We start from the raw sequence: 21,623 nt of genomic DNA on the forward strand, positions 1-21,623 counted from the left end.
GTGTCACATGGCGGACCTCACGATCCCCGAAGGCGGCTTCTGGCCCGCGCCGGAAATCCCGCAACCGAACATCTACCCGATGGAATGGCGCGTCGAGACCGAGAAGCTCGCCGCCATCTACGAGAAGTCCAAGCGCATGCTCTGGAACCCGGCCGACCTGCCCTGGGACGAGCTCGACCCGGCCGACTTCACCCGCGAGCAGCGGCTCGGCATCATGTACTGGTTCGCGGTCCTGGCGAACTTCGACGCCTCGGGGCCGGCGGTCTTCGCCCGCGCCACCATCCAGGCGTTCGAGAAGCACGAGGAGGACCCGGTCAGGAAATGCTTCTTCTCGATCACCCGTGACGAGATGAACCATGAGGAATGCTGCCAGCGCGCCATCGCCAAGCTCTGGCCCGGCGGCCCCCTCGACTGGACCCCGTCCGACGACCTGGAAAAGGCCGCCCACAACAACATCGGCTGGCTTTACCACAACGGCGGCCGCTACTGGAACGGCTACAACAGCGCCGTCGGCAAATACTCGCTGCCCGTGCTGTTCACCAGTTTCATGATGGGGGAGATGGCCGCCTCCACATTGTTCCGCGGAATGGCGTCCGGCACCCGGCACCCGGTGTTCGAGGAGATGTTCCAGCGCATCGGGCGTGACGAATCCCGTCACCTCCAGATCTGCATGACGATCCTGGAGAACGAATGGCCCGGCCTCACCGACGACACCCGCGTCCTCATCACCCGCCAATTGCGCGCCGGGTTCGTCTTCCTGTCCATGATCCTCTGGGAGCCGCCCGAGGGGTTCTGGGAGCTGCCCCCGTACTTCCTGGCCAACCACCGCGTCCTGATGGACCACGCCCGCGACGCCGGCCTCGGCCTGCTGTCCTACGACGAGCAGGCGGAGAACTGGCGCGTGGCGATGGCCCGCGTCCGCGCCATCGTCGAACGCTGGGGCATCGCCTTCCCCGCCATCCCCGAGCTCGACCTGGAAGGCGTCCCCGTCGACTTCGTCGACCCCGAGGAGATCATCCCGGTGTTCTGACCTCGTGGCGTACGATGCGGCGCATGTGGGGACGTATGAACGGCCTGCGGGTGCTGGAGCTGGGCACGCCCGGCGAGATGCGCACCTGGCTGACCGGCCTTGCCCTGTCCGGCGCCAAGCAGGGCACGGCCGGCCTGCTCGAACTCGACTACCACGCCGAGAACGAGCCCCTGGAACACGTCGGCGAGCGCCTGGCCCTGGTCGGCGACGCCGGCGCCCAGGTCGCCACCGTCGAGGTCACCGCCGTCACCCAGGTCCCCTTCGCCGAGGTTCCCTGGGAATTCGCCGATTCGGAAGGCGAGGGCTACACGTCGATCGACGGCTGGCGGGAATCGCACCGCCGCTATTGGCGCGCCGAGGGTTACGAGGTGAACGACGACACGACGGTGGTGTGTTTGTCGTTCCGGCTGGTTTCCGAATAGCGGCGCGGCCATCGCGATCCCCCCTCGAAAGGCGCAGTACAACAGGGGACCGGGCCGATGGCCGCGCAAAAAGATTGTCCTCCCTGCCCGCCACCTTGCGCAGGCATTTACCGGAGAAGACTTCTTCGCCGGACTGGATCGTCCTCAATGCGGGTGATTAGTCCTCGCCGTCGGCAGGCCACCGCTCCCTGGCCGACACGAAGGTGCCGCGCTGCGGGACCGTGAACACCCAGCCCTGCTCCCTGAGCAGCGAGACCGCCGAGCGTGCCGTCGCCTTCGCGACGCCGTACTTCCGCATCATCGCCTTCTCTCCGGGAATGGCCCTGTTCGGCGCGATGCCGCCTTGAGTAATCTGCCGCGAAATGTCGGCTGCTATTTCTCGGTAAATCGGGCCTTTTCTTGACCTGCGGGGTGTGTCGGGCAGGCCGATGAACGTCCCCTCGCCCTGGATCGTGTACGCGACGCCGCGCTCTCTGAGTTCACGTGCCACCCGGCGGGCCGTGCTCCTGGAAACCCGGAACTCCGTCTCCATGAGCGCCTCGCTCGGCACCGGCTCGCCCGGAAGCAGCTCTCCCCGGTTGACGCGATCCGCGATGACATCCGCTATCTGGCGGTAGATGGGGACGGGGCCCTCGCGATCCAGCATGGGAGGAGCCTAGGCGTGCGCATACGGCCAGGCGGGCGGATGCTAATCCTGGGGCCACGACTCCTTGGGGGAGACGTAGCTGCCGCGCTGGGGGACGGTGTAGATCCAGCCTTGCTCGCGCAGCAGGGCCATGGCGCGGCGCACCGTTTCGCGGGCCACCTCGTACTGCTGGACCAGCGCGGTCTCGCCCGGGATCGGCCGGCGAGGCTGGTAGCGCCCGGTCTTGATTTCCTCCGCGACGTCCAGCGCTATCTGCTGATAGAGCGGGATCTTCCGCTGTTTGCGGGGCGCCGCGTCCGGAGCTCCGACGAACGTGCCCTCGCCCTGGACGGTGTAGATGAGGCCTTCCTCGCGCAGAACGTGGATCGCCCGCCGCGCGGTGGTCCTGGCGACCCCGAACTCGCTCTGGAGATCGGCCTCGCTCGGCACGGGATGCCCCGACGAGAGCCCGGCGACCCGATGCCGGAGGATCTCGGCGATCTGCAGATAGATGTGGGTGTCCCCATCGTAGTCGAGCACAGTCGAAAGATAGACGAAGGTGTACGAGGCCTCCCATAACGCTTCGTCTGTTGAGCCCGAGTTTCCGTTATGAATAGGCAGAGGGATACAACTAGACGTATGCTGCTCGCGTGATCGATCCATGGGTCCACCTGAACGACAGGTGCCTCAGCCCTCATCCGGCCCCCGTGCGGGCTGACTGCGTGGCCATCGAATGGTGGCCCGGGCGTCCGCTGATCACGTCGGTGCGGGTGCGTGACTTCACCTGCGACTGCGAGAAGACGTACTACGAGTTGTGCCAGATCGGCGGCATGCGGTTCATCCGCTGGATCCGCATCAGACGAAGCGGCTTGATCTCCGACGAGTGCCTGCCAGGCAGGGCCGCGGAGATCGACGACCTGTGGGCTCGGCTGCTGCTCGGGGCAGCACGTTGACCATGACCGCCGGGCAAGCTCAGGTCCAGGCTTGTCCATTCCCCCGGCAGGTGTCATCCCAACGCGTCAGCGCCTGCCGGGTCCATCGCCCTCGTGAGGTCTGGATACGGGCCCGGGCCTCACGAGGGCCTTGGGGGCTCCGGCGCCTCCATCGCTCTGTCCGCCGGAGCCCCTCCGAACCACAGAAGACACAGTTGACCTCAAGTTAGGTCGGGGTTCTACGGTCACATCGACCGACGAGATGGAGAATGCTCATGACCTACCTTGTGACAGGCGCCACCGGAAAGGCCGGCCGCCACGTCGTCAGCCACTTGCTCCGAGCCGGACACCAGGTCCGCGCCCTGACCAGGAACCCGGCCACGGCCGATCTGCCGTCCGAGGTGGACGTGGTGGCCGGTGACCTCACCAAACCCGAGACCCTGGGCCCGGCGTTGGCCGGCGTCGTCGGCGTACACCTGCTGACCGTCGGCGGCGACGACTACGCCACGCTCACCACGGGCCCCGAGATCGTCGAGCTGGCGCTGAAGGCCGGCGTACGACGCGCCACCGTGCTGTGGAACGGCCGGCTCGGCCCGGTGGAGGAGGCCGTCGAGTCGAGCGCGCTCGAATGGACCCGCCTCCAGCCCGTCGACTTCATGGGCAACACCCTCGGATGGGCAGATGCCATCCGAAAGGAGGGCACCGTACGTGAACCGTTCGGCGACGTGCCGGCGGCGATGGTCGACGAGGCCGACGTCGGGGTCGTCGCCGCGGTGGCGCTCGCCGAGCCCGGCCACGCCGGCAAGGTCTACACGCTGACCGGCCCGGAGGCGCTGACCCCGCGCGAACGGCTGGCGGTGATCGCCAGGACGATCGGCCGGGACCTGGAGTTCGCCGAGCTGACCGAGGCCGGGGCCCGTGAGCGCTGGCGGCGGGCCGGGCACGCGGAGGAGCTCATCGACCTGCTCGCCGCCTGGCAGGGCAACCCGCCGCCCGAGGCGTACACGGTGGTGCCGACCGTGGAGGAGCTCACCGGGAGGCCGCCCGGTACGTTCGCCGACTGGGTCAGCAGGCATGCCGACCGGTTCGCGTAGGAATGCCTGCCGCCGGGCCGACTGGCCCGTCACCATCAACCGGGCCGGTTGCCTTCGGATGCGGCTGATGGGTGCCCGGCAGCAGGCAACATGGCCGCACGTCCTTCCGGGAGGCCGTGCGGCCACACACTACGAGTAATCGGCCGCCTGACGTCCTCAACGGCCGACCCGCGGACTCAGGATGCCACGGGGGTATGCGGGGCGACGGGGCTTCAGCGCTTTCGTAGGGATCGCGCGCTATCGGGTGACCTGCGGCAATGACCCGTCTTCATCACCCCGGTCCCTGGGCGCAACCCCGGGCGTCGGCCGCGCTGGGCCGCGATCCCGTCATGCCGCCATCGCGTCACCCGCTGGACTTGCCGGACCCGCCACGCGCCGCCAGGCCGTGTCCGTGATGACGAGATGGTCGAGGAACCGCAGCCCCACCGTCTCGGCGGCATCCCTCAGCCGCCCCGTCGCCACCACGTCGTCGTCGCTCGGCTCCAGGCAACCGCTCGGATGGTTGTGCGCGATCCCGAACGCCGCGCCACCCGCCGTCAGCACCGCCGTGACGATCTCCCGCACCGGCACCATCGTGTGGTCGGTGCCGCCCTCGCTCATCACCGTCCGTCGCAGCACCGCCCCCCGGCCGTCACACACGACCAGCACCAGCCTCTCGTACGCGTGCCCGCGCAGCAGCGGCGCCGCGACCGCCGCCAGGTCGGGTGTGCCCGTGATGCGCACGCGTTCGGGCTCGGCGTCGGCCCGCCGTACGAGATGGAACGCCGCCGCCACCCGCGCCGCCTTCGCCGGCCCCACCCCCGGAACGGCCAGCAGCCGATGCGGCTCCGACCTGGCCAGCCCGTCGAGGTCGCCACAGTGTGCGATGACCCGCGCGGCCAGATCCATCGCGCTCATCCCGCGAAACCCCGAGCCGAGCAGCACCGCCAGCAACTCGCGATCGGCCAGCGCCCCGGCGCCGCTGTCCATGAGCCGCTCACGGGGCCGCTCCCGTCGCGGCAGGTCTTTGACGCGCACATCCCCCACCTCCTGCACGGTTCTATCAACGACCACCGACAACCTCCGGGCGGGCGTCTGCCTGCTGGCCGGCCGGCGCCCGCGTTCGGGGACGTGCCGGTGTGGCGGGCGGTGGCGGTGCCGCTGACCTGCGGCGAGAGCGTGGTGGGGGATAGGCGGAGATGTGGTGATCCAGGGTGCCTCAGACGGGCATGCTGTACACCATCTTGAACCGGTCGCCCGGGATGATGATGTCGCTGGTCTCCACCGGCCGGTCGCCCGCCCAGTGGGTCCGCTCGACATGCAGGACGTGGACACCGGCCGACAGGTCCAGAACCTCGCTCTCCCGGGGCTCGGGAACCCGGGTGTGGATGCTCTCGACGACTTCGGTGATCTTTATCCCGTGCGCGTCCAGCCTGGCGGCCAGACTGCGCCGCTCTTCCTCGGTGTGCGGCGCGAACTCCAGCGGCTCGTACGCGGTCGCGAGCTGAAGCGGCCGCCCGTCGCCCCGGAAGACGTAACGCGTCTTGGTCAAGGTGGCCGTCCGATCCACCCGGAGCCGCCGGGCGAGGTCGGGCCCCGCCTCGGCGGGTTCGCTGTACCAATCCCACGTCACGCGCCGCCCCTGGGACTGGAGATCCGCTGCGAAGGGCGTAGGGTGATCAAGGAACCGCCATCGGTGCAGCGATGAGAGATCAGGCCGTTCCTTGACGTAATGGCCCGAACCCACACGGCCGATGATGAGACCTTCACCCGCCAGCACACGCAGAGCGTGACGAGCCGCGGTCTCGCCGACCTGATACTTGCGGGTCAGCTGCGCCCGGGAAGGAATGGGCGCGCCAGGAGGAAGGGTACCGTCGTTGATCTGCCGTCGAATGTCTTCAACGACACGCAGGTAGACCGGATCTGAGGTCGTCACTAGTCCATCCCTGGGGGTTCGTGTGAGGCGTTGCCCCATGTTGCCGTATTCGGCAGGTAACCGACCGTCATCGAGGACCGCTGGAGCCCCAACTTTGCGATAGCGGAAAATTATCGGAGAAACCCTGTAACGCGGGCGTAAGGCCCACCGATTCTCCGGTAGAGGTCGTCGATGTGTGTACCCCCGAGCACATATCGGCGACCTCTTCCATTGCCCGCCCCTGGTGCAGGGCCTGTCCGCCGGGCGCGCGGGTGATCTCCGGCCGCGACCCTCCGTGATCGCCCCCCGGAGCGAAGCGACGACCGCCGGCTCCCGTGAACGGACCCTGATCCCCCCGGAAGTCGTCACACGCGCCAGGAGTGGGGCCGTGGAGGGCGGGCATGGATGGGGGGAGCGGTCGACAACGGTGGAGCGTAGTCGGATGTGCCCTGAGATGCCGGAGAACGGTGTGACAAAAAGCGGCTCCAGGCAGGCAATTCGGGGTGGCGGCGTCCAACGGATTTCGGAATCCAGGTAGCGTTCGCACTATGGCATCGCCAACTGGAACCACGGACGCGCCCTTCGGCCGCATGCTGACCGCCATGGTCACGCCGTTCACCGCCGACGGCGAGGTCGACTACAAGACCGTGCGACGCCTCGCGACCTACCTGGTGGACGAGCAGCACAACGACGGGCTGGTCGTCAGCGGCACCACCGGCGAGTCGCCCACCACCACCGACGAGGAGAAGGCCCGCATCCTCGGCACGGTGCTCGAAGCGGTGGGCGACCGGGCGACCGTGGTGGCCGGAGCCGGCACCAACGACACGCGTCACAGCGTCGAACTGGCCAAGCGCGCAGCCCGCGAGGGCGCCCACGGCCTGCTCGTCGTGACCCCTTATTACAGCAAGCCCCCGCAGGAAGGGCTCTACCAGCATTTCACCGCCGTGGCAGACGCGACGGAACTGCCGGTTATGCTCTATGACATCCCCGGTCGCAGCGGCGTGCCGATCAAGACCGAGACCCTGATCCGGCTGGCCCAGCACGAGCGCATCGTGGCGGTGAAGGACGCCAAGGGAGACCTGTTCGCCGGCAACACGATGATGACGGTGACCGATCTCGCCTACTACTCCGGCGACGACCTGCTCAACATGGCCTGGCTCTCGCTCGGCGCGGCGGGGTTCGTGAGCGTGGTCGGGCACGTGGTCGGCAGCGACCTCGCCAACATGATCAGGCTCCACGCGAACGGTGACATCGACGGCGCGCGCGCGATCCACCGCCAGGTGGCGCCGGTCGTCGAGGGGATCATGATGAGCGCGGGTGGCGCGATCATGGCAAAGGCGGCGCTGAGCATGGTGGGAGTACCGGTCGGTCCGGTACGCCTGCCGCTCGTGCCCGCGACTGAGAAGCAAATCGCCGAGCTGCGTGCTTGCCTGGTGGCCGGCGGGGTGAAGTTGACAGACGTATAGGAACGGGGAGGATCCGGGAGTTTTGAGAACACGATTTGACCATGGGGTCGACCTTGGGAGCCGGGTATGAGCCATCCGCATCCTGATCTTGGCCCTCCTCCGGTGCTGCCGGAAGGCGGCCTGCGCATCGTCGCACTCGGCGGGCTCGGCGAGATCGGCCGCAACATGGCCGTCTTCGAGTACGACAGCCGCCTGCTGATCGTCGACTGCGGGGTGCTCTTCCCCGAGCCCGACCAGCCTGGCGTGGACCTGATCCTGCCGGACTTCGAGTACATCAGAGATCGGCTCGACCAGGTCGAGGCCGTGGTGCTGACGCATGCGCACGAAGACCACATCGGAGCGGTCCCGTACCTCCTGCGCGAGCGGCGCGACATCCCGCTCATCGGCTCCAAGCTGACGCTTGCCCTGATCGAGGCCAAGCTCAGCGAGCACCGAATCCAGCCGACCAAGGTCCAGGTCACGGAAGGCGAACGGCACTCCTTCGGGCCGTTCGACTGCGAGTTCCTGGCGGTCAACCACTCGATCCCCGACGCCCTGGCGGTCGCCATCAGGACGCCCGCCGGCATAGTGCTGCACACCGGCGACTTCCGCATGGACCAGCTGCCGAGCGACGGCCGCCTCACCGACCTGGGCGGATTCGCCCGGCTCGGCAGCGAGGGCGTCGACCTGCTGATGTCCGACTCGACCAACGCCGAGGTGCCGGGGTTCGTCACCAGCGAGCGTGAGATCGCGCCGGTCATCGACGAGGTCATCCGTACGTCGGAGCAGCGCGTCATCGTGGCCAGCTTCGCCTCTCACGTACACCGCATCCAGCAGGTCATGGACGCGGCGGCCAAGCACGGCCGCAAGGTCGCCCTCGTCGGCCGCTCGATGGTGCGCAACATGGGGGTGGCCCGCGATCTCGGCTACCTCAAGGTGCCCCCGGAGCTCATCGTCGACTCCCGCGACATCGAGGCGTGGCCGCCGCAGGACGTGGTGCTGATCTGCACCGGTTCGCAGGGCGAGCCCATGGCCGCGCTGTCGAGGATGGCCAACCGCGACCACCCGATCCGCATCGCGAAGGGCGACACGGTCCTGCTCGCGTCGTCGCTCGTGCCGGGCAACGAGACCGCGGTCAACAAGGTGATCAACGGCCTGTCCCGCTGGGGCGCCCGCGTGGTGCACAAGGGCAACGCCAAGGTGCACGTGTCCGGCCACGCTGCGGCCGGCGAGCTGCTCTACGTGCTCAACCTCACCCGGCCGTCCAACTTCATGCCGGTGCACGGCGAGTGGCGGCACCTGCGGGCGCACGCCAAGCTCGCCGCGCTCACCGGCGTGCCGGACGACCACATCGTCATCGCCGAAGACGGCGTCGTGGTCGACCTGGTCGACGGCCGAGCGAAGATCGTCGGCGCGGTCCACGCCGGGTACGTGTACGTCGACGGGTCGTCGGTGGGAGAGATCACCGACGTCTCGCTGAAGGACCGGCGCATACTGGGTGACGAGGGCTTCATCTCCGTGGTCGTGGTGGTGGACTCCACCACGGGCAAGCTCACGGCCGGGCCGGAGATACACGCCCGCGGTTCGGGAATAGACCCTGCGCAGTTCGAGCAGTTCATCCCGCAGATCGAGAAGGCCCTCGAGGAGAAGGCCGCCGACGGGGTGATCGACATGCAGGAGATCCGCCGCGTGGTCCGCCGTACGGTGGGGCGCTGGGTGAGCGACACCTACCGCCGACGCCCGATGATCATCCCTGTGGTGGTCGAGGTCTGACCCGAGGGTCGCCGCAGCCGGCAGATCCGGCTTGAACGAAAGGTGTGGCGGGCGCATCCCAACCCCTCAGCGGGGCACCGGGAGAGCCCGCCCTCACCCGGGGCCGCGACGGCCGCAGCGCAGCACGTCCCGTGGGGCCACGGTGCTGAAGCATTGCCCAGATCGCATGGTCCTCGCGACTCCGCCTCGGCGCCGGCGTCAGGGGATGCCTCCGTAGCGGCGCAGGAAGCGGTCGACGTAGACGGGGTCGTGCTGGTGCTGGACGAGGTCCGGCGGGAGTTCGTCGGCGTCGAGCCGGGCCGTGCGCAGTGCCGACTCGTACGCCGGGGTGAACTGACACAGAAGGTCCCGACCGTAGCGGGACAGTGCCGCCTCCACCTCGCGGGGATCGTCGAGAGGGATGGACAGCCGGTCGGCGAGCATCTCGGCCTGGAGGAAGGCGTCGGTGATGCCGCGGGCGGTGATGGGATCCTTGTTGTGCGCGGCGTCACCCACGAGGGCCCAGCCCGGGCCGTGGGCGCGGCGGAAGAAGTTGGGCTGATCGGCGCAGCAGTACAGGCGGTCCTCCTGGCGGCCGGCGGCCAGCTGCCGCCGAAACTGCTCGCCGTTGCGCCGTAGCCGTCCTTGGTAGAGACGCTCCCGGTTCTGAGGCGCGACAGGCCCGTCCGGGCGGAACTGCAGGGCGATGAGCGTCAGCCCGTCCTGAGTGGGGACGCAGGCGGTGCCGGCCCCGTGGAGGAAGTGCAGACGCAGGCCCTGCTCAGGGATGCCGCTCCAGTAGGTGTAGTAGAAGCACGTGAGCGCAGGGTCCTGACGCACGTACGGGGCCCGGACCAGGCGAGCCACGGTGGAGTGGCGCCCGTCCGCGCCCACGGTCAGCCGAGCGCGCTCCACCACCTGTCCGCCGCGTCGGCTGCCGTGGCGGACGCCTGCTACGGCCCCGTCCTTCCACACCAGGTCCAGTACGGTCGCCCGCGGCCGGAACTCGGCACCGGCGGCGACAGCGGCCTGCACCAGGAGGTGATCCAGCGTCTTGCGGCGGGGAGCGCACCCGCCCGCGATCGAGCCGAAAGCCGGTGCCGGGCCGGACAAGCAGGCGCCGGGCAGGTGGAAGGTGAGGCGGGTGATCAACGGACAGCCGGTGGCGAGGACCTGGTCCAGCACTCCCCACCGGTCCAACCGGGCCACGCCGGGCTGGTGAATGTAGAGGGTGGACAAGGTGTCGCTGGGGAAGGACATGCGATCCAGCAGCAGGACCCTGTGCCCGGCACGTGCCAGGAGCATCGCGGTGGCCGCTCCCGCGCAGCGCGCACCGACAATGATCACGTCATACATGCCGCGTCCCTTCCGAAACCGACCCGCCTGCCGCAGCAGAAGCCCAGTGCCGCGCAGAGCCCCGAGGCCGCACAGAGCCCCGAGGCCGCACAGAGCCCCGAGGCTGCGCAGAGGGCCGAAGTCGCGCGGAGGGCCGAAGTTGTGCCCGATAGGCAAGAGTCGCGCCAAGGGCCGAGGCCGCGCGGCAGGCGAGGGCCGAGCCGAGGGCCGAAGTCGCGCCCGGCGGGCCAGGACCGCGCCGAGGGCCGTGGCCGCGCAGAGGGCAGAGGCCGCGCCGAGAGCCGAAGTCATGCCCGGTAGGCAAGGGGCGCGCCGAGGGCCCAAGGCGCGCCCAGCGGGCTAGGACCGCGCCGAGGGCGCGATCGTGCGAGGACAGTGGCCGCGCGCGGAGCGCCAGTACCTCGCCGAGGGGCGAGATCGTGTAGAGGACCGTGGCCGCGCGCGGGGGCCAAGATCGCGCTGAGGCCGGTGGCCGCCCAGCACTGGTCGCATGCGGACGGTTGTGGTCGCACGCGGAAGATCTGGTCGGCGCCGAGGGCCGTGGTCGCGCCCGGCGGGCCAGGACCACGCTGAGGGCGAGATCGCGGGCAGAGCCGAGGCAGCGCGCGGAAGGCTGAAGTCGCGCGCGGCTGGCCGGGCCGCACCAAGGGCCAGATCGCGCGCAGGGCCGAGACAGCGGGCGCGGAGCCGAGCCAGCGCGCAGAGGCGGGCCAGCGCGCGGAGGTCGGGGCCGCGTGCGGAGGGGCGTGGCCGCCCGCGGAGAGCAACGGTCGCGCGGAGAGCAACGGTCGTGCGGGGCGACCTGGCCAGGACCTGGGGCGCACCGGTGATCAGGGGTAGGGGTGGGGTTCAGGGTTGACGGCTCCTCCATAGGCGGCGAAGCGGGGATGCAGCAGCGGAGGCGCGCTGGGAAGGCACAGGCTCAGCGTGTCGGGCGACCAGACACGGCAGACGGTGAGCCCCAGATGGCGGATGTCGGGCGTGGTGAGGTCAAGGTAGGCGAGCTGCTTGCCGGTCGCCGCGAAGGCGTCAACCAGCCGCCGCGCGCAGCTCCGGGGGTCGGCGGGGCCGTCGGGTGGCAGATCGGCCGCGGCGGTCAGGGTATGGGCGGCGAAGCGCTTCTCGATCAGCGCGGCATTGGCCGGGGCGGTGTAGTAGGCGACGTTGTCGTCCAGGTCGAAGAATCGCGTCTTGTCGGCGTGGCCGGTCTCGTCGATGGCCGTCTTGACGGTCATCCAGGTCGCGTAGCGGAACACGGCCACGGCTTCGAGCAGCGCCTTATACATCGCGTACGCCAGACGCTGGTCGCTGCCCAGACCGGCGACGACGGGCGCGATGGCCGGATTACCGTGACGGTACAGGCAGGCGATGGTGAATCCGGGCAGGTCAGGACTCGGCAGCAGGTGAAACTCCGGTGCCGGGGTGCCACGTGTCCAGTGGTGCTCGATCAGCCGGTCGAGTACGCGCAGGCGGCGGTCGAGCCGTATCTTGACCGACGGCAGTGCCCCGTACCAGTGGCCGACGACGCAATCGAGCTGAACGAGCTCTTCCAGGGCGCCGAGGAGGGCCTTGCCCGGGTCGCTGTGGGCGGCGGTGCCGGTCGTCACGGCGGAGTTGATCCACCGTTCGCCGTCCCGGCGCCGTGGCCGGTAGCCGACGAGGGCGAGTTGCGCAGGCAGCCAGTACGGGGTGTCTGTCGTGAGTGAGTTGGCCGGCAGCCAGCTCATCGGGGTGTCAGCGCCGAACCGCCGGAAGAGGAAGCCGTCGCGGTCGAGTTGTTCGCCGGAGAAGAAGGTCAGGCACTGTTCGGGCGGCAGCGTGGCGCGCTCGCGGCTGACCGTCCGGTAGCTGTCGAAGCGCAGCCGCTCGGGATGGTGGGCGAGGTAGGAGTGGTGGCAGTAGCGTTCGGCCGATTCTCCCAGTGACTTGATGAGGGGTTCGTCGAGGAGGATGCCGGCGCCGCCGAGGTGGTGCCGTTCGGCGGGGATCGGGGGGCCGCCGTTCAGGACGTGCACGCCGGTCAGTTCGGTGCCGGCGATGGCGACGCGCGGCTCGCCGCGGGAGCGGACGCTGAACTTCAGCCGTGGGGTCAGGCCGCACACGGGGTTCAGCATCCGGCGCATCAGCTTCCGGGTGGTCGCGTCGAACGGCAGGGTCCGGCGGCTCAGCCGCGTCTCAGCCATGGAGCCATTCCTTGGCCTGGAAGTAGAGCTCGGGCTCGTCGCGGTGGGCGACGGGCGAGCAGGCTTGGCAGCCGGGCACCTGCAGGACCTCGCTGACGGTGGTCTCCCACGTCGGCAGGTATGTGCCGAACATCTTGCCGCCGGTGAACGAGGCGCCGGTCCGAGCCAGATTGATGGCTTCCAGGGCAAGGTGGGAGCACAGCAGCGCCGACAGCGCGGGCAGGATGGGCGCCTGACCGCCGGACGCCTTGGCCTCGGTGAGCGCGTTCTTGTAGCGGTGGTAGGCCGCGCCGTCGGTGAGGTTCATGGTGACACGCGTCTCCAGGCAGGCGTAGCAGGGACCCGCGCCGGGATGGAAGGTCGGCCCCACGAACAGGAAGGGTCCGTCGATCGCGCCGTGCAGCCATGTCATGCCGGCCTGCAGAGCGATCCTGTTGAACAGGCTCACCGCGGGCGGATCCATCCGGGAACCGGCCCACACGACGATGTTCTCGCGCCAGGCGGCGAACGTCTCGGCCACCTCGTGCAGCCGCAGCCCGTGGGTGGTCCAGCCGGTGTCGGGATCGTCCAGCACGCCGAGGACGGGATCGGCGCTGGCGTCGGCCACGTCGAGGTGCGGGTCGCTGGCCGCGATCAGTCGCGTCACCTGCGCGGCCGTCACGGGCTCGCCGATCACTCGTACGGGCCGGGCAGGGGGTGGCGGCCCGGCCAGCACGCCCGCGTAGTGGTCGAGGTAGTGATCGAGCGCGGTCGTGGCGCGATCTTCCAGGGCGTCGAGCTCGCGCAGATGAGAGAGCAGCTCCGACATCTCCTGCGTGCCGACGCCGATGTCGGCGGCCAGCTCGGTCATGTCGCGGGACCCGTCCAGCCCGTTGACTGCGGAGAAGAGCCAGCCGCGCCGGGCCTCGTCGGTGATGGTGTGCGAGGTGGCGTTCCACACGCCGGACCTGAGCTCGACGGTGTCCGGATCACGACCGATGACCGCGAAGGAGCGTTTGACGCGGGGCGTCGGTCCGGCCGTCACGTTGCGCTCCTCGCGGTTCGCGGGCGGCCCAGGACGATCAGGTGCAGCAGGGCAGTACGCAGCCCGTCGATGCCGAGCACGGCGTGCGCCTCCTCGTCGTAGTAGGTGGACCAGTCGGTGCCGGCCAGACCGAGCGCGGTCGCGGTCAGGTGCACGTGCTGTGCCATGGCGCCCACCTCGTGCAGCACGAACCGCAGGCCGCGCGGCCCGTACTTGCGCATGGAACGCCACGGCCGGGCGACGAACAGCACCAGCAGTGCCGCGCGGTCGATGGCCAGCAGGTCCGGGTGCTCGCCTGGACCGCAGGCCAGCAGCGCGGTCACCTCCGCCGGGCCGCCGTACCGGTCCAGCGCGTCCAGGCGGGGCGCATACCGGTACAAACCGGAGTCGAGGCCCGTCACGCTCCGCGGGGCCAGGTGCAGTTCGACCGGATACAGGCCGCCACCGCTGGCCACGGCACGGTGAGGCCGCCCGGCCTCGTGCTCGTGGTGCGCTCCTGCCGCCCGCAGCACCGCCGCCGCTTCTGGCAGGGTCACGGGCGCGCCGCTGAAGGATCGGATGCTGCGCCGTGCCGCGAACACGTCCTCCAGCGCTGCCCGGGCGGGCGCCGACGCGGGCAGCTCGACGCGGCGCGCGGCGGGAATGGTTTCCTCGTCGGTGTGGCTCAGCACCTGCATGATCTCGGGGCGAAGATAGTCGGCCACCGAACGTTGCAGCTCACGGTCGTGACGCCTGATCCGGGTCTCGTACAGGAACTGCTCGGCCGCGGACACCTGTCGGGCGAGTCCGAGCTGGGCGTGGCGCGCCTGGTGGGTGTGGAACGCCGTGCTGTCCGGCCAGGCGCTGACCGCACGGTAGAAGTTGGCGCTGAGCGCAGGGCCCAGCCCTGGCGACGGCTCCACTGACGCCTCCCTTCGTGAGGTGGTCCGGCCGGTGCCGCCCCTGGCCGGGGCGGCACCGTCTCTCGTGCTAGTCCTCACTGGTGAGGGCGATGGTGGTGGTGCTGAGCGGGGCGACCAGCAGCCTGTCGTCGTCCGCCTTGATCGGGCGGGCGCTCAGGTCTTCCTTCGCCGTGATGGTGGAGAACATCCTTGCCTCCTCTCGGTGATAGTGGTGGACGCGGCCGGGAAGCAGGTGCGCTTCACCGGCCCTGATCCAGCCGCTCGAGGGGGTCGGCGGCCGGACACGTGCGTCCGGATCAGGCATGGCCGATCCGGACGGGCTTGCCATCGGCACGACTCGGGCCGCCCTGCCCGCCCTGTCTCGCCCAGCTCGGCCCGGGCAACGGCAGAAGCCGGCGCGGACGACGGCGGCATGACGTGAGGTGTTGCGCAGCGGAGTGCCGGCATGGCGAGCGCCTCGGCCACTACATGAACGGCCACTTCATGAGCGAGGCGGGATCTGTCGGCCCCCCGGTGTGGTGAACGCGTGGCGCTGGCGCGGTGGCAGCCTCCTTGAAGTGGCTGTTCAGTCCGACACCAGATTTATCGCCCACCTATAAACTACCTACCGTTACTTTGAGTCACTGAATGTAGTCCTCGCTGGTAGGAAGCTATGGCGCGGCCTCTCTTTCCTGAGCCCGGCTGGCCGGGCGGGCAGGACCTTGAAGAAGAGGCCGCCGACGGCCAGGGTGGCGTCGTGGCGTTTCGCCGGGCGCTTGAGTTCGATCACGCCGTAAAGGGTGCGGCATGCGAGGCCTTCGCCACATCGGACCACAGTCCGAACCTCAACATCAGACCCCGGGTTGACGTGCGAAGTCCGGCCCACCGGCTACCTTCATCGCGTGAACGAGTCGCACCCTCTTTTCGCCAGGCGCCTGGCCCGCCGGCAGCTGATCATGCTGGATCTGGCTGCCGGGCTTGGCCTCTCGTTCGTGTTCTTCACACTGACGGCCTCCGCCACGGTGCTGCCGCCGTGGGCCCGGATCGCCCTTCCGCTCGGGCTGGGTCTTCCGCTGGCCGTGCGGAGGCTGTGGCCTGTCCCGGTCTTCCTTGTCACGCTGTCGATCGCCATGGTGGCCGTCGTGGTCGACGTCGTGAGCATCGCGTACGTTGCTCCCGCGTATGCGATCTACCTGGTCGCCGTGTCGGAGAATCGCGGCGCCTGGTTCCCGACCTCGGCCATCGGGATGCTCGCGGCGATCACCGGGGCAGCCCTGGTGATGGTCGGGGGCGTGCCTCAGCCAGGAGTGCCGGAGTGGTTGTTGCGCAGTGACACGTTGCTGTTCGGCGTCGCAGCGCTGGGAGGAGCCTGGACCGTGGGGCGCGCCGTGCGCGAGCGGAGGATCTACATGGCGCACGACGCGGACCGGATCGCGGCTCAGGCGGTGGCGGACGAGCGCCTGCGCATCGCCCGCGAGCTGCACGATGTCGTCACACACAATGTGGGGCTGATCGCCGTGAAGGCCGGTGTGGCCAACCACGTCTTCGCCTCCGATCCGGACGAAGCGCATGACGCCCTGCGCGTGATCGAGAGAGCCAGCAGAAGCGCGCTGCGGGAGATGCGACATTTGCTGGCAGTCCTGCGCTCGGCCGACCCGCCCGCACGCGGGCCCACGCCGGGCCTCAGCGGCCTGGGCGAGTTGGCGGACCAGGCACGGCTCTCGGGGGTGGACGTGGATCTCGACGTACGTGTCAGGTCTCGTGAGGCCGGTCGCCCTGACCGCGTGAGTGCGAGAGATCGTCAGCGGCCTGCTGGGCAGGCGGGCCGGCCTGAGGCTGTGGGCGATCTTCGAGACGTGGAGGTTGCCAGTGGAGTCCGTGGCCGGCGGGGCGATGACGATGCCGTGGAAGGCGACGATTCTGTAGTCGGCGCGGGGGAGAGGCGTGCTAGTGATGGGGTGCCGAGCGGGTCGGGACATGGCGGTGGCGGAGCCGATCCAGCCGAAGGGCGAAGGCTCCCGGAAGGCGTTGAGCTGTCCGTGTACCGGATCGTTCAGGAAGCGCTCACCAATGTGGTGAAGCATGCGGCACCTGCTCGCTGCTGGGTGTCGGTGATCGACGATGGGAGGGCGGTACGCATCGAGGTTCGGGATGACGGTCCGGGGCCGCGGGTGGGGCAGGGGAGCGCTGTGGTGCCGGGGCATGGGCTGATCGGGATGCGGGAGCGGGTCACGATGTACGGGGGCGCCTTCGAGGCGGGCGGGCTTCCGCGACGCGGGTTCCGGGTGGCGGCCCACCTGCCGTACGGGGCGGCGTCATGATCCGGGTTGTGATCGTCGACGATCAGGCGCTGCTCCGAGGCAGCTTCAGGGTGCTGGTCAACTCCGAGCCCGATCTTGAGGTCGTGGGTGAGGCGGCCACGGGGGTCGAGGCCATTGCGGTCGTCCAGGAGACACAGCCCGACGTCGTCCTGATGGATGTGCGGATGCCGGAGATGGACGGCATCGAGGCAACCAGGCGTATCAAGGATGTGTCGCGGATCCTCATCGTGACGATGTTCGATATCGACGCTTACGTCTACGACGCGCTGCGGGCCGGGGCGAGCGGGTTCATGCTCAAGGACACGCCGCCGACGGACCTGCTCGCCGCCATCCGGGTCGTGGCCGGTGGTGAGGCGTTGCTGGCGCCGACGGTAACGCGACGGCTGATCGAGGAGTTCGCGCGCACGCCTGCTTTACCGGCGGTTCGCGGGCTGGACGGGGTGACGGAGCGGGAGCGCGAGGTGCTGGCGCTGATCGCGCGTGGCCTGTCCAATGCTGAGATCGCCGACCATCTCCAGGTGACTCTGGCGACGGTCAAGACCCACATCACGCGCTTGCTGGCCAAGTTGGACGCGCGTGATCGGGCGCAACTCGTCATTGCGGCGTACGAGAGCGGGTTGGTGACCGCGGCACGGTGAGATGGCACCGATGGGATCGGTCACGGGGGTGGGGCTGGCTGTCGTACGTGATCGAGTGGGGACCCCCCTTCCGGCGTCCTCCGCTTGGCCGGTTCGCCGACTGTGGGAGTGAAGGCGGGAGCGTTATAGGGCTGGGTGAGTGTCGGCTGTTGTGGCTGAGTGGTTGTAGGTGGGTATGTGGCGGGGCGATAAGTTCCAGTTTGTGGATGATGTGAGGATCGTTTTCCGGAAATACGGCGGCGCGTTGCATTGGAACCATGCGGCGAAGGTTCTGGGTGAGGACGAGTACGGGCTCTGGGTGACGGTGCCGGCGGGGACGGTCGCTCGTAAGGGCGAGGGGCCGCCGGTGGTCTGGGAGAACCACTGCTTGATGTTGTTCCCGCGTGATGCGTGGTGGGCTGCGACTTTTCACTCGCCGCCGCACAGGACTGAGGTCTATGTGGACGTCACCACCGTTCCCGAGTGGCGGGACGGGGAGGTGTCCATGATCGACCTGGATCTCGATGTGATCAGGATGCGGGATGGGCGGTTGATCCTGGATGACGAGGACGAGTTCGCCGAGCATCAGGTCGTACTGGGATATCCGGAAAATGTGATCCTTCGTGCGGAAGAGACCGCCAAGTGGCTGATGGATGAGGTCGGGCGGCGGCAAGGCGTCTTCGGGGGCGCGCATCTGCGCTGGCTGGGCTAGGGATGGGCTGATCTGGTGAGGGCTGGAGTGGGAGCCGCCGCCGAGGGTGGGCTGGTGGCCTGAGCCACAGCATGAGGGTCTGACGCGAAGCCGCTGGAGGCCCGGGTGGGTTACTGGTTGGTTTGGCGGAGGGCGGCCGTCATGGCTGCCAGGCGTTCGGGGCCGGCCAGGCCTGCGTGGTAGAGGTGAATTTCGGAGGCGCCTGCCTTGGCGTAGGTGGTGAGGAGCTCCGCCAGGGCGGTGGCGTCGGTGGGGCGAGGGGGGAGGGCTAGGACGTAGGCGCCGACTCGTTGGCCGGGGGTGCACAGGTCGCGGAGGTGGGACAGGCGGGCGGCGTCCTTCGCCGGGTCGCCCCAGCAGTTGCCCACCAGGACGTCGGCTTCGGGCTCGCCGGTGGGGAGGGCGGCGAAGGGGCCGGTGGCCCAGGGGTCCGGGTTCGCGTGCAGGGTGATGGGGATGTTCGGGGCGACCTCGTGGGCGGTGGCGATCAGGCGGGTGCGGAGCGAGGCGGACAACGAGACACGGGCGGCGCGTACTTCGTCGGCAAGCGGGCCAAGTGCGGCGTCGATGGGGGAGACGGGAGGTTCCGGGGAGGGGGAAGCTGGGCGTTCCGGGGTGATGGGCGTGTCTATGGCGGTGCGGATTCTGGCTTGGGTGCCTTCGGGGTAGCCGGGGGCGCAGGCGGTGCAGAAGCAGAGGGACAGCAGGTCGGCGTCGTAGTCGGCGCCTGAGGTCTTCTCGTGTACTCCCTGGTGGGAGAAGCCCATGGGGCCGCAGCCTTCGAGGATGAGGCCGTCCGGTTCGCCGGCCGTCAGCACCTCGTGGACGAGGCGGGAGCAGTAGTCGACGACGTCCTCGAAGGCGGGGCACAGGGCGTACGGGTACGGGTCGCCGAAGGCGTTGCGCACCACCAGGTCGGGGTGGGCGCCGCCTAGGTGGGCGTTGTGGGTCAGGACGGTCCACGCGTGGACGCGGAGGCCGGCGCGGCGCAGGGCGTCCTGGGCGACCAGGTACGCGTCAGGGGCGGTCCAGGAGGGGGCGGCGGGGGTCAGGCGGCCCCAGGCGGCCGGTCGTATCGACAGGTAGAAGGCCGAGTGGGGGACGTCGAGGATGCGGTGTGCGGGGTGGAAGGGGGTTGCGGCGCGGGTGGAGTGGTAGGAGGCGGCCAGGGCTACCGCGTCGACGCCGAGGGCAGCGAGGCGGTCGGGGGCGGCGGGGTCGCCTGCGATGTCCCAGGGGTAGGCGTAGGCGATCCTCATCGGTCTGGTCTCCTCACGGTGTGGCGGGTGTTCGTTGGTGCGGTGGCCTTATGGATTGGGGTGGGTGTCTACGGCTTGGGCGGGTGCTTGTCTTCCCGGCGGCGGTGGGGGCTGTAGACACCGGGACCGACGGCTTGGGGCGCGGGGCGTTGGTCAGTGCGGCGTGCCGTTCCGGCGAGAACCGCGCTGGCGCGTCGGGACGTGGGGCGTCGGCGACCGCTGGGCATGGGCCAACCATGCGGACCTCCGTAACCGCACGCAAGCGCGGGGGCCGTAGTGCCGGTGGTGGCCATACGCGGCGGTTCGGTGAGCGTGCGCGGTGGGGTGGCCGCGGGCGTGGTGGTCACTGTTCGCGTGGTGGTGACCGTGCGGGTGGTGACGGCGCGCGTGGGGGTGGTGGTGACCGTGCGGGTGGTGACGGCGCGCGTGGGGGTGGTGGTGACCGTGCGGGTGGTGACGGCGCGCGTGGGGGTGGTGGTGACCGTGCGGGTGGTGACGGCGCGCGTGGGCGTGGTGGTGACCGTATGTGGCGTGGTGACGGGACGTGGGGCCGTGACCGTATGTGGGGTGGTGATCGAGCGTGGGGCCGTGACCGTACGTGGGGCGGTGATCGGAGGTGGGGCGGTGATCGTGCCTAGGGAGGGGACGGTATGTACGGCGGTGGCCGTGGCGGGGGTGTGGCAGGACGCGGGGTGGTGGCCGTGCGAGGAGGGGACATCGGCCGTGCGTGGGGTGGTGAGTGTGGGCAACGGGGGGCTGCCGGGGTTACCAGCGGGGGCGTTGGGCGGTGTAGTCCGGGTTGAAGCGTTGCATGTACGTGGTGTCGTCCCGGGCGGTGATGCCGCACTTCACGTACTGCTCGTGCATCTGCGCGAGGGCGTCGCGGTCGAGTTCGACGCCGAGGCCGGGGGCGGTGGGCACCGGGACGGCGCCGTCGACGCAGCGCAGGGCGCCGGGGGCGACCACGTCCTGCCCGTCCTGCCAGGGGGTGTGCGTGTCGCAGGCGTGGGTGAGGTTGGGGGTGGCGGCGGCGAGGTGGGTCATGGCGGCGAGGCTGATGCCCAGGTGGGAGTTGGAGTGCATGGACAGCTCCAGCCCGAACGTCTCGCACAGCGCGGCGATGTGGGAGGAGCGGACGAGTCCGCCCCAGTAGTGGTGGTCGAGCAGGAGGACGCCGATCGCGCGGGAGGCGATGGCGGGGGGCAGGTGTTCGGGGGTGACGACGCACATGTTGGTGGCGAGCGGCATGGAGACCTGGGCTGCTACCTCCGACATTCCGGAAATGTCCGGGGTGGGGTCTTCCAGGTACTGGAGGATGCCGTCCAGTTCGCGGCCGACCCAGGTGGAGGTCTCCACCGTCCAGGCGGCGTTCGGGTCGAGGCGCAGCGGCACCCCGGGGAACGCCTCGTGCAGTGCCCGGATCGCCGCGACCTCGTCGGCCGGGGCGAAGACGCCGCCCTTGAGCTTGATCGAGCGGAACCCGTACTCCTTGATGAGCAGCGCCGCCTGCTCGACCACGCCCGCCGGGTCGAGGGCCTCGCCGAAGCGGTCCGGTTCGGCGCCGGGGTGGCCGGCCCACTTGTAGAAGAGGTAGGCGCTGTACGGGACGGCGTCGCGGACCCGGCCGCCGAGCAGGTCGACCACGGGCACGCCCGCCGCCTTGCCGCGGATGTCCAGGCAGGCGACCTCGAAGGCGGCGAACACCCGGTCGACGCTCTTCTCCTTGGTCGCGACGCCGGTCAGGCCGTGCAGGTCGGTCACCGCGTCGCCGACGGTGGCGGCGATCCGCCGGTACATCTCGTTGGTGGCGTGCACGTCCAGGCCGACGAGGGTCCGGGCGCACTCGCGTACTTTCGACAGATGTCCCAGGTCACCGTACGTCTCGCCGAGGCCGCTGAGTCCCTCGTCGGTGACGATCTCGACCACGGTGCGCAGGGCCCACGGCTCGTGCGCCCCTGCGGCGTTCAGCAGGGGCGGGTCCCGGAACGCGACGGGAGTGACGTGGACCTGCGTGATGATCATATGTTCGCCGTCCATGTATGTGAACGATGGTCAGGATTGTGGACAGTTCTGGCA

General features: G+C 69.6%; 19 protein-coding genes. 9 read left to right on the top strand and 10 right to left on the bottom strand.

Annotation, left to right across the window (positions count from 1 at the left end; translation table 11 throughout):
- Nucleotides 1–7 precede the first annotated feature (7 nt).
- The gene (locus ACBI99_RS25420; RefSeq protein ID WP_219503440.1) at nucleotides 8–1,030 is read left to right on the top strand and encodes a hypothetical protein; all 1,023 of its coding nucleotides are present in this window, start codon (nucleotides 8–10) and stop codon (nucleotides 1,028–1,030) included.
- A 23-nt stretch (nucleotides 1,031–1,053) separates the two neighbouring features.
- On the top strand, nucleotides 1,054–1,452 hold the full coding sequence (locus ACBI99_RS25425; RefSeq protein WP_357585309.1) for an ASCH domain-containing protein: 399 nt from the start codon (nucleotides 1,054–1,056) through the stop codon (nucleotides 1,450–1,452).
- Between the two features lie 157 nt (nucleotides 1,453–1,609).
- On the opposite strand, the gene ACBI99_RS25430 is transcribed toward ACBI99_RS25425, so the two are convergent.
- A complete protein-coding gene (locus tag ACBI99_RS25430) occupies nucleotides 1,610–2,098 on the bottom strand; it encodes a GntR family transcriptional regulator (protein ID WP_375073661.1) in 489 nt (162 codons plus the stop codon).
- A 42-nt stretch (nucleotides 2,099–2,140) separates the two neighbouring features.
- Nucleotides 2,141–2,617 (bottom strand): GntR family transcriptional regulator, encoded by a 477-nt coding sequence (locus ACBI99_RS25435; RefSeq protein ID WP_375073662.1) that lies wholly within the window; start codon nucleotides 2,615–2,617, stop codon nucleotides 2,141–2,143.
- 110 nt (nucleotides 2,618–2,727) lie between these two features.
- On the opposite strand from ACBI99_RS25435, the gene ACBI99_RS25440 reads away from it, so the two are divergent.
- A complete protein-coding gene (locus ACBI99_RS25440; RefSeq protein WP_357585303.1) occupies nucleotides 2,728–3,030 on the top strand; it encodes a hypothetical protein in 303 nt (100 codons plus the stop codon).
- A 254-nt stretch (nucleotides 3,031–3,284) separates the two neighbouring features.
- Complete coding sequence (locus ACBI99_RS25445) at nucleotides 3,285–4,103, top strand: NmrA family NAD(P)-binding protein (protein ID WP_375073663.1); 819 nt, start codon at nucleotides 3,285–3,287, stop codon at nucleotides 4,101–4,103.
- Nucleotides 4,104–4,430: 327 nt separating this feature from the next.
- Here ACBI99_RS25445 and ACBI99_RS25450 read toward each other — a convergent pair whose 3' ends face one another.
- On the bottom strand, nucleotides 4,431–5,120 hold the full coding sequence (locus ACBI99_RS25450; RefSeq protein WP_375073664.1) for a RadC family protein: 690 nt from the start codon (nucleotides 5,118–5,120) through the stop codon (nucleotides 4,431–4,433).
- 181 nt (nucleotides 5,121–5,301) lie between these two features.
- On the bottom strand, nucleotides 5,302–6,018 hold the full coding sequence (locus ACBI99_RS25455; protein ID WP_219503420.1) for a GntR family transcriptional regulator: 717 nt from the start codon (nucleotides 6,016–6,018) through the stop codon (nucleotides 5,302–5,304).
- A 527-nt stretch (nucleotides 6,019–6,545) separates the two neighbouring features.
- On the opposite strand from ACBI99_RS25455, the gene dapA reads away from it, so the two are divergent.
- A complete protein-coding gene (dapA, locus tag ACBI99_RS25460; protein ID WP_375073665.1) occupies nucleotides 6,546–7,463 on the top strand; it encodes a 4-hydroxy-tetrahydrodipicolinate synthase in 918 nt (305 codons plus the stop codon).
- Nucleotides 7,464–7,529: 66 nt separating this feature from the next.
- Nucleotides 7,530–9,215: a ribonuclease J gene (locus ACBI99_RS25465; protein WP_219503416.1), complete on the top strand. Its 1,686-nt coding sequence runs from the start codon at nucleotides 7,530–7,532 to the stop codon at nucleotides 9,213–9,215.
- A 198-nt stretch (nucleotides 9,216–9,413) separates the two neighbouring features.
- On the opposite strand, the gene ACBI99_RS25470 is transcribed toward ACBI99_RS25465, so the two are convergent.
- The 4 genes from ACBI99_RS25470 to ACBI99_RS25485 all read right to left on the bottom strand — a co-directional run bounded on the left by ACBI99_RS25470 (nucleotide 9,414) and on the right by ACBI99_RS25485 (nucleotide 14,659).
- Nucleotides 9,414–10,550, bottom strand: coding sequence for an NAD(P)/FAD-dependent oxidoreductase (locus ACBI99_RS25470; RefSeq protein WP_375073666.1), 1,137 nt, complete (start codon nucleotides 10,548–10,550; stop codon nucleotides 9,414–9,416).
- 830 nt (nucleotides 10,551–11,380) lie between these two features.
- The gene (locus ACBI99_RS25475; protein WP_375073667.1) at nucleotides 11,381–12,733 is read right to left on the bottom strand and encodes a YcaO-like family protein; all 1,353 of its coding nucleotides are present in this window, start codon (nucleotides 12,731–12,733) and stop codon (nucleotides 11,381–11,383) included.
- On the bottom strand, nucleotides 12,726–13,757 hold the full coding sequence (locus ACBI99_RS25480; protein WP_375073668.1) for a TOMM precursor leader peptide-binding protein: 1,032 nt from the start codon (nucleotides 13,755–13,757) through the stop codon (nucleotides 12,726–12,728). The genes ACBI99_RS25475 and ACBI99_RS25480 overlap by 8 nt, the downstream gene beginning before the upstream one ends.
- Nucleotides 13,754–14,659: a SagB/ThcOx family dehydrogenase gene (locus ACBI99_RS25485; RefSeq protein WP_357585293.1), complete on the bottom strand. Its 906-nt coding sequence runs from the start codon at nucleotides 14,657–14,659 to the stop codon at nucleotides 13,754–13,756. The genes ACBI99_RS25480 and ACBI99_RS25485 overlap by 4 nt, the downstream gene beginning before the upstream one ends.
- 881 nt (nucleotides 14,660–15,540) lie before the next feature.
- On the opposite strand from ACBI99_RS25485, the gene ACBI99_RS25490 reads away from it, so the two are divergent.
- The 3 genes from ACBI99_RS25490 to ACBI99_RS25500 all read left to right on the top strand — a co-directional run bounded on the left by ACBI99_RS25490 (nucleotide 15,541) and on the right by ACBI99_RS25500 (nucleotide 18,288).
- Complete coding sequence (locus tag ACBI99_RS25490; protein ID WP_375073669.1) at nucleotides 15,541–16,959, top strand: sensor histidine kinase; 1,419 nt, start codon at nucleotides 15,541–15,543, stop codon at nucleotides 16,957–16,959.
- On the top strand, nucleotides 16,956–17,597 hold the full coding sequence (locus ACBI99_RS25495; RefSeq protein ID WP_219503400.1) for a response regulator transcription factor: 642 nt from the start codon (nucleotides 16,956–16,958) through the stop codon (nucleotides 17,595–17,597). The genes ACBI99_RS25490 and ACBI99_RS25495 overlap by 4 nt, the downstream gene beginning before the upstream one ends.
- A 202-nt stretch (nucleotides 17,598–17,799) precedes the next feature.
- Nucleotides 17,800–18,288, top strand: a complete 489-nt coding sequence (locus ACBI99_RS25500) for a DUF402 domain-containing protein (RefSeq protein WP_357585289.1) — start codon at nucleotides 17,800–17,802, stop codon at nucleotides 18,286–18,288.
- A 110-nt stretch (nucleotides 18,289–18,398) separates the two neighbouring features.
- Here ACBI99_RS25500 and ACBI99_RS25505 read toward each other — a convergent pair whose 3' ends face one another.
- Complete coding sequence (locus tag ACBI99_RS25505; protein ID WP_375073670.1) at nucleotides 18,399–19,547, bottom strand: hypothetical protein; 1,149 nt, start codon at nucleotides 19,545–19,547, stop codon at nucleotides 18,399–18,401.
- Nucleotides 19,548–20,312: 765 nt separating this feature from the next.
- Nucleotides 20,313–21,584 (bottom strand): glucarate dehydratase family protein, encoded by a 1,272-nt coding sequence (locus ACBI99_RS25510; RefSeq protein ID WP_375073671.1) that lies wholly within the window; start codon nucleotides 21,582–21,584, stop codon nucleotides 20,313–20,315.
- Nucleotides 21,585–21,623 lie beyond the last annotated feature (39 nt).

It is taken from the genome of Nonomuraea sp. ATR24 (assembly GCF_041950485.1).
Lineage (GTDB): Bacteria > Actinomycetota > Actinomycetes > Streptosporangiales > Streptosporangiaceae > Nonomuraea > Nonomuraea ceibae.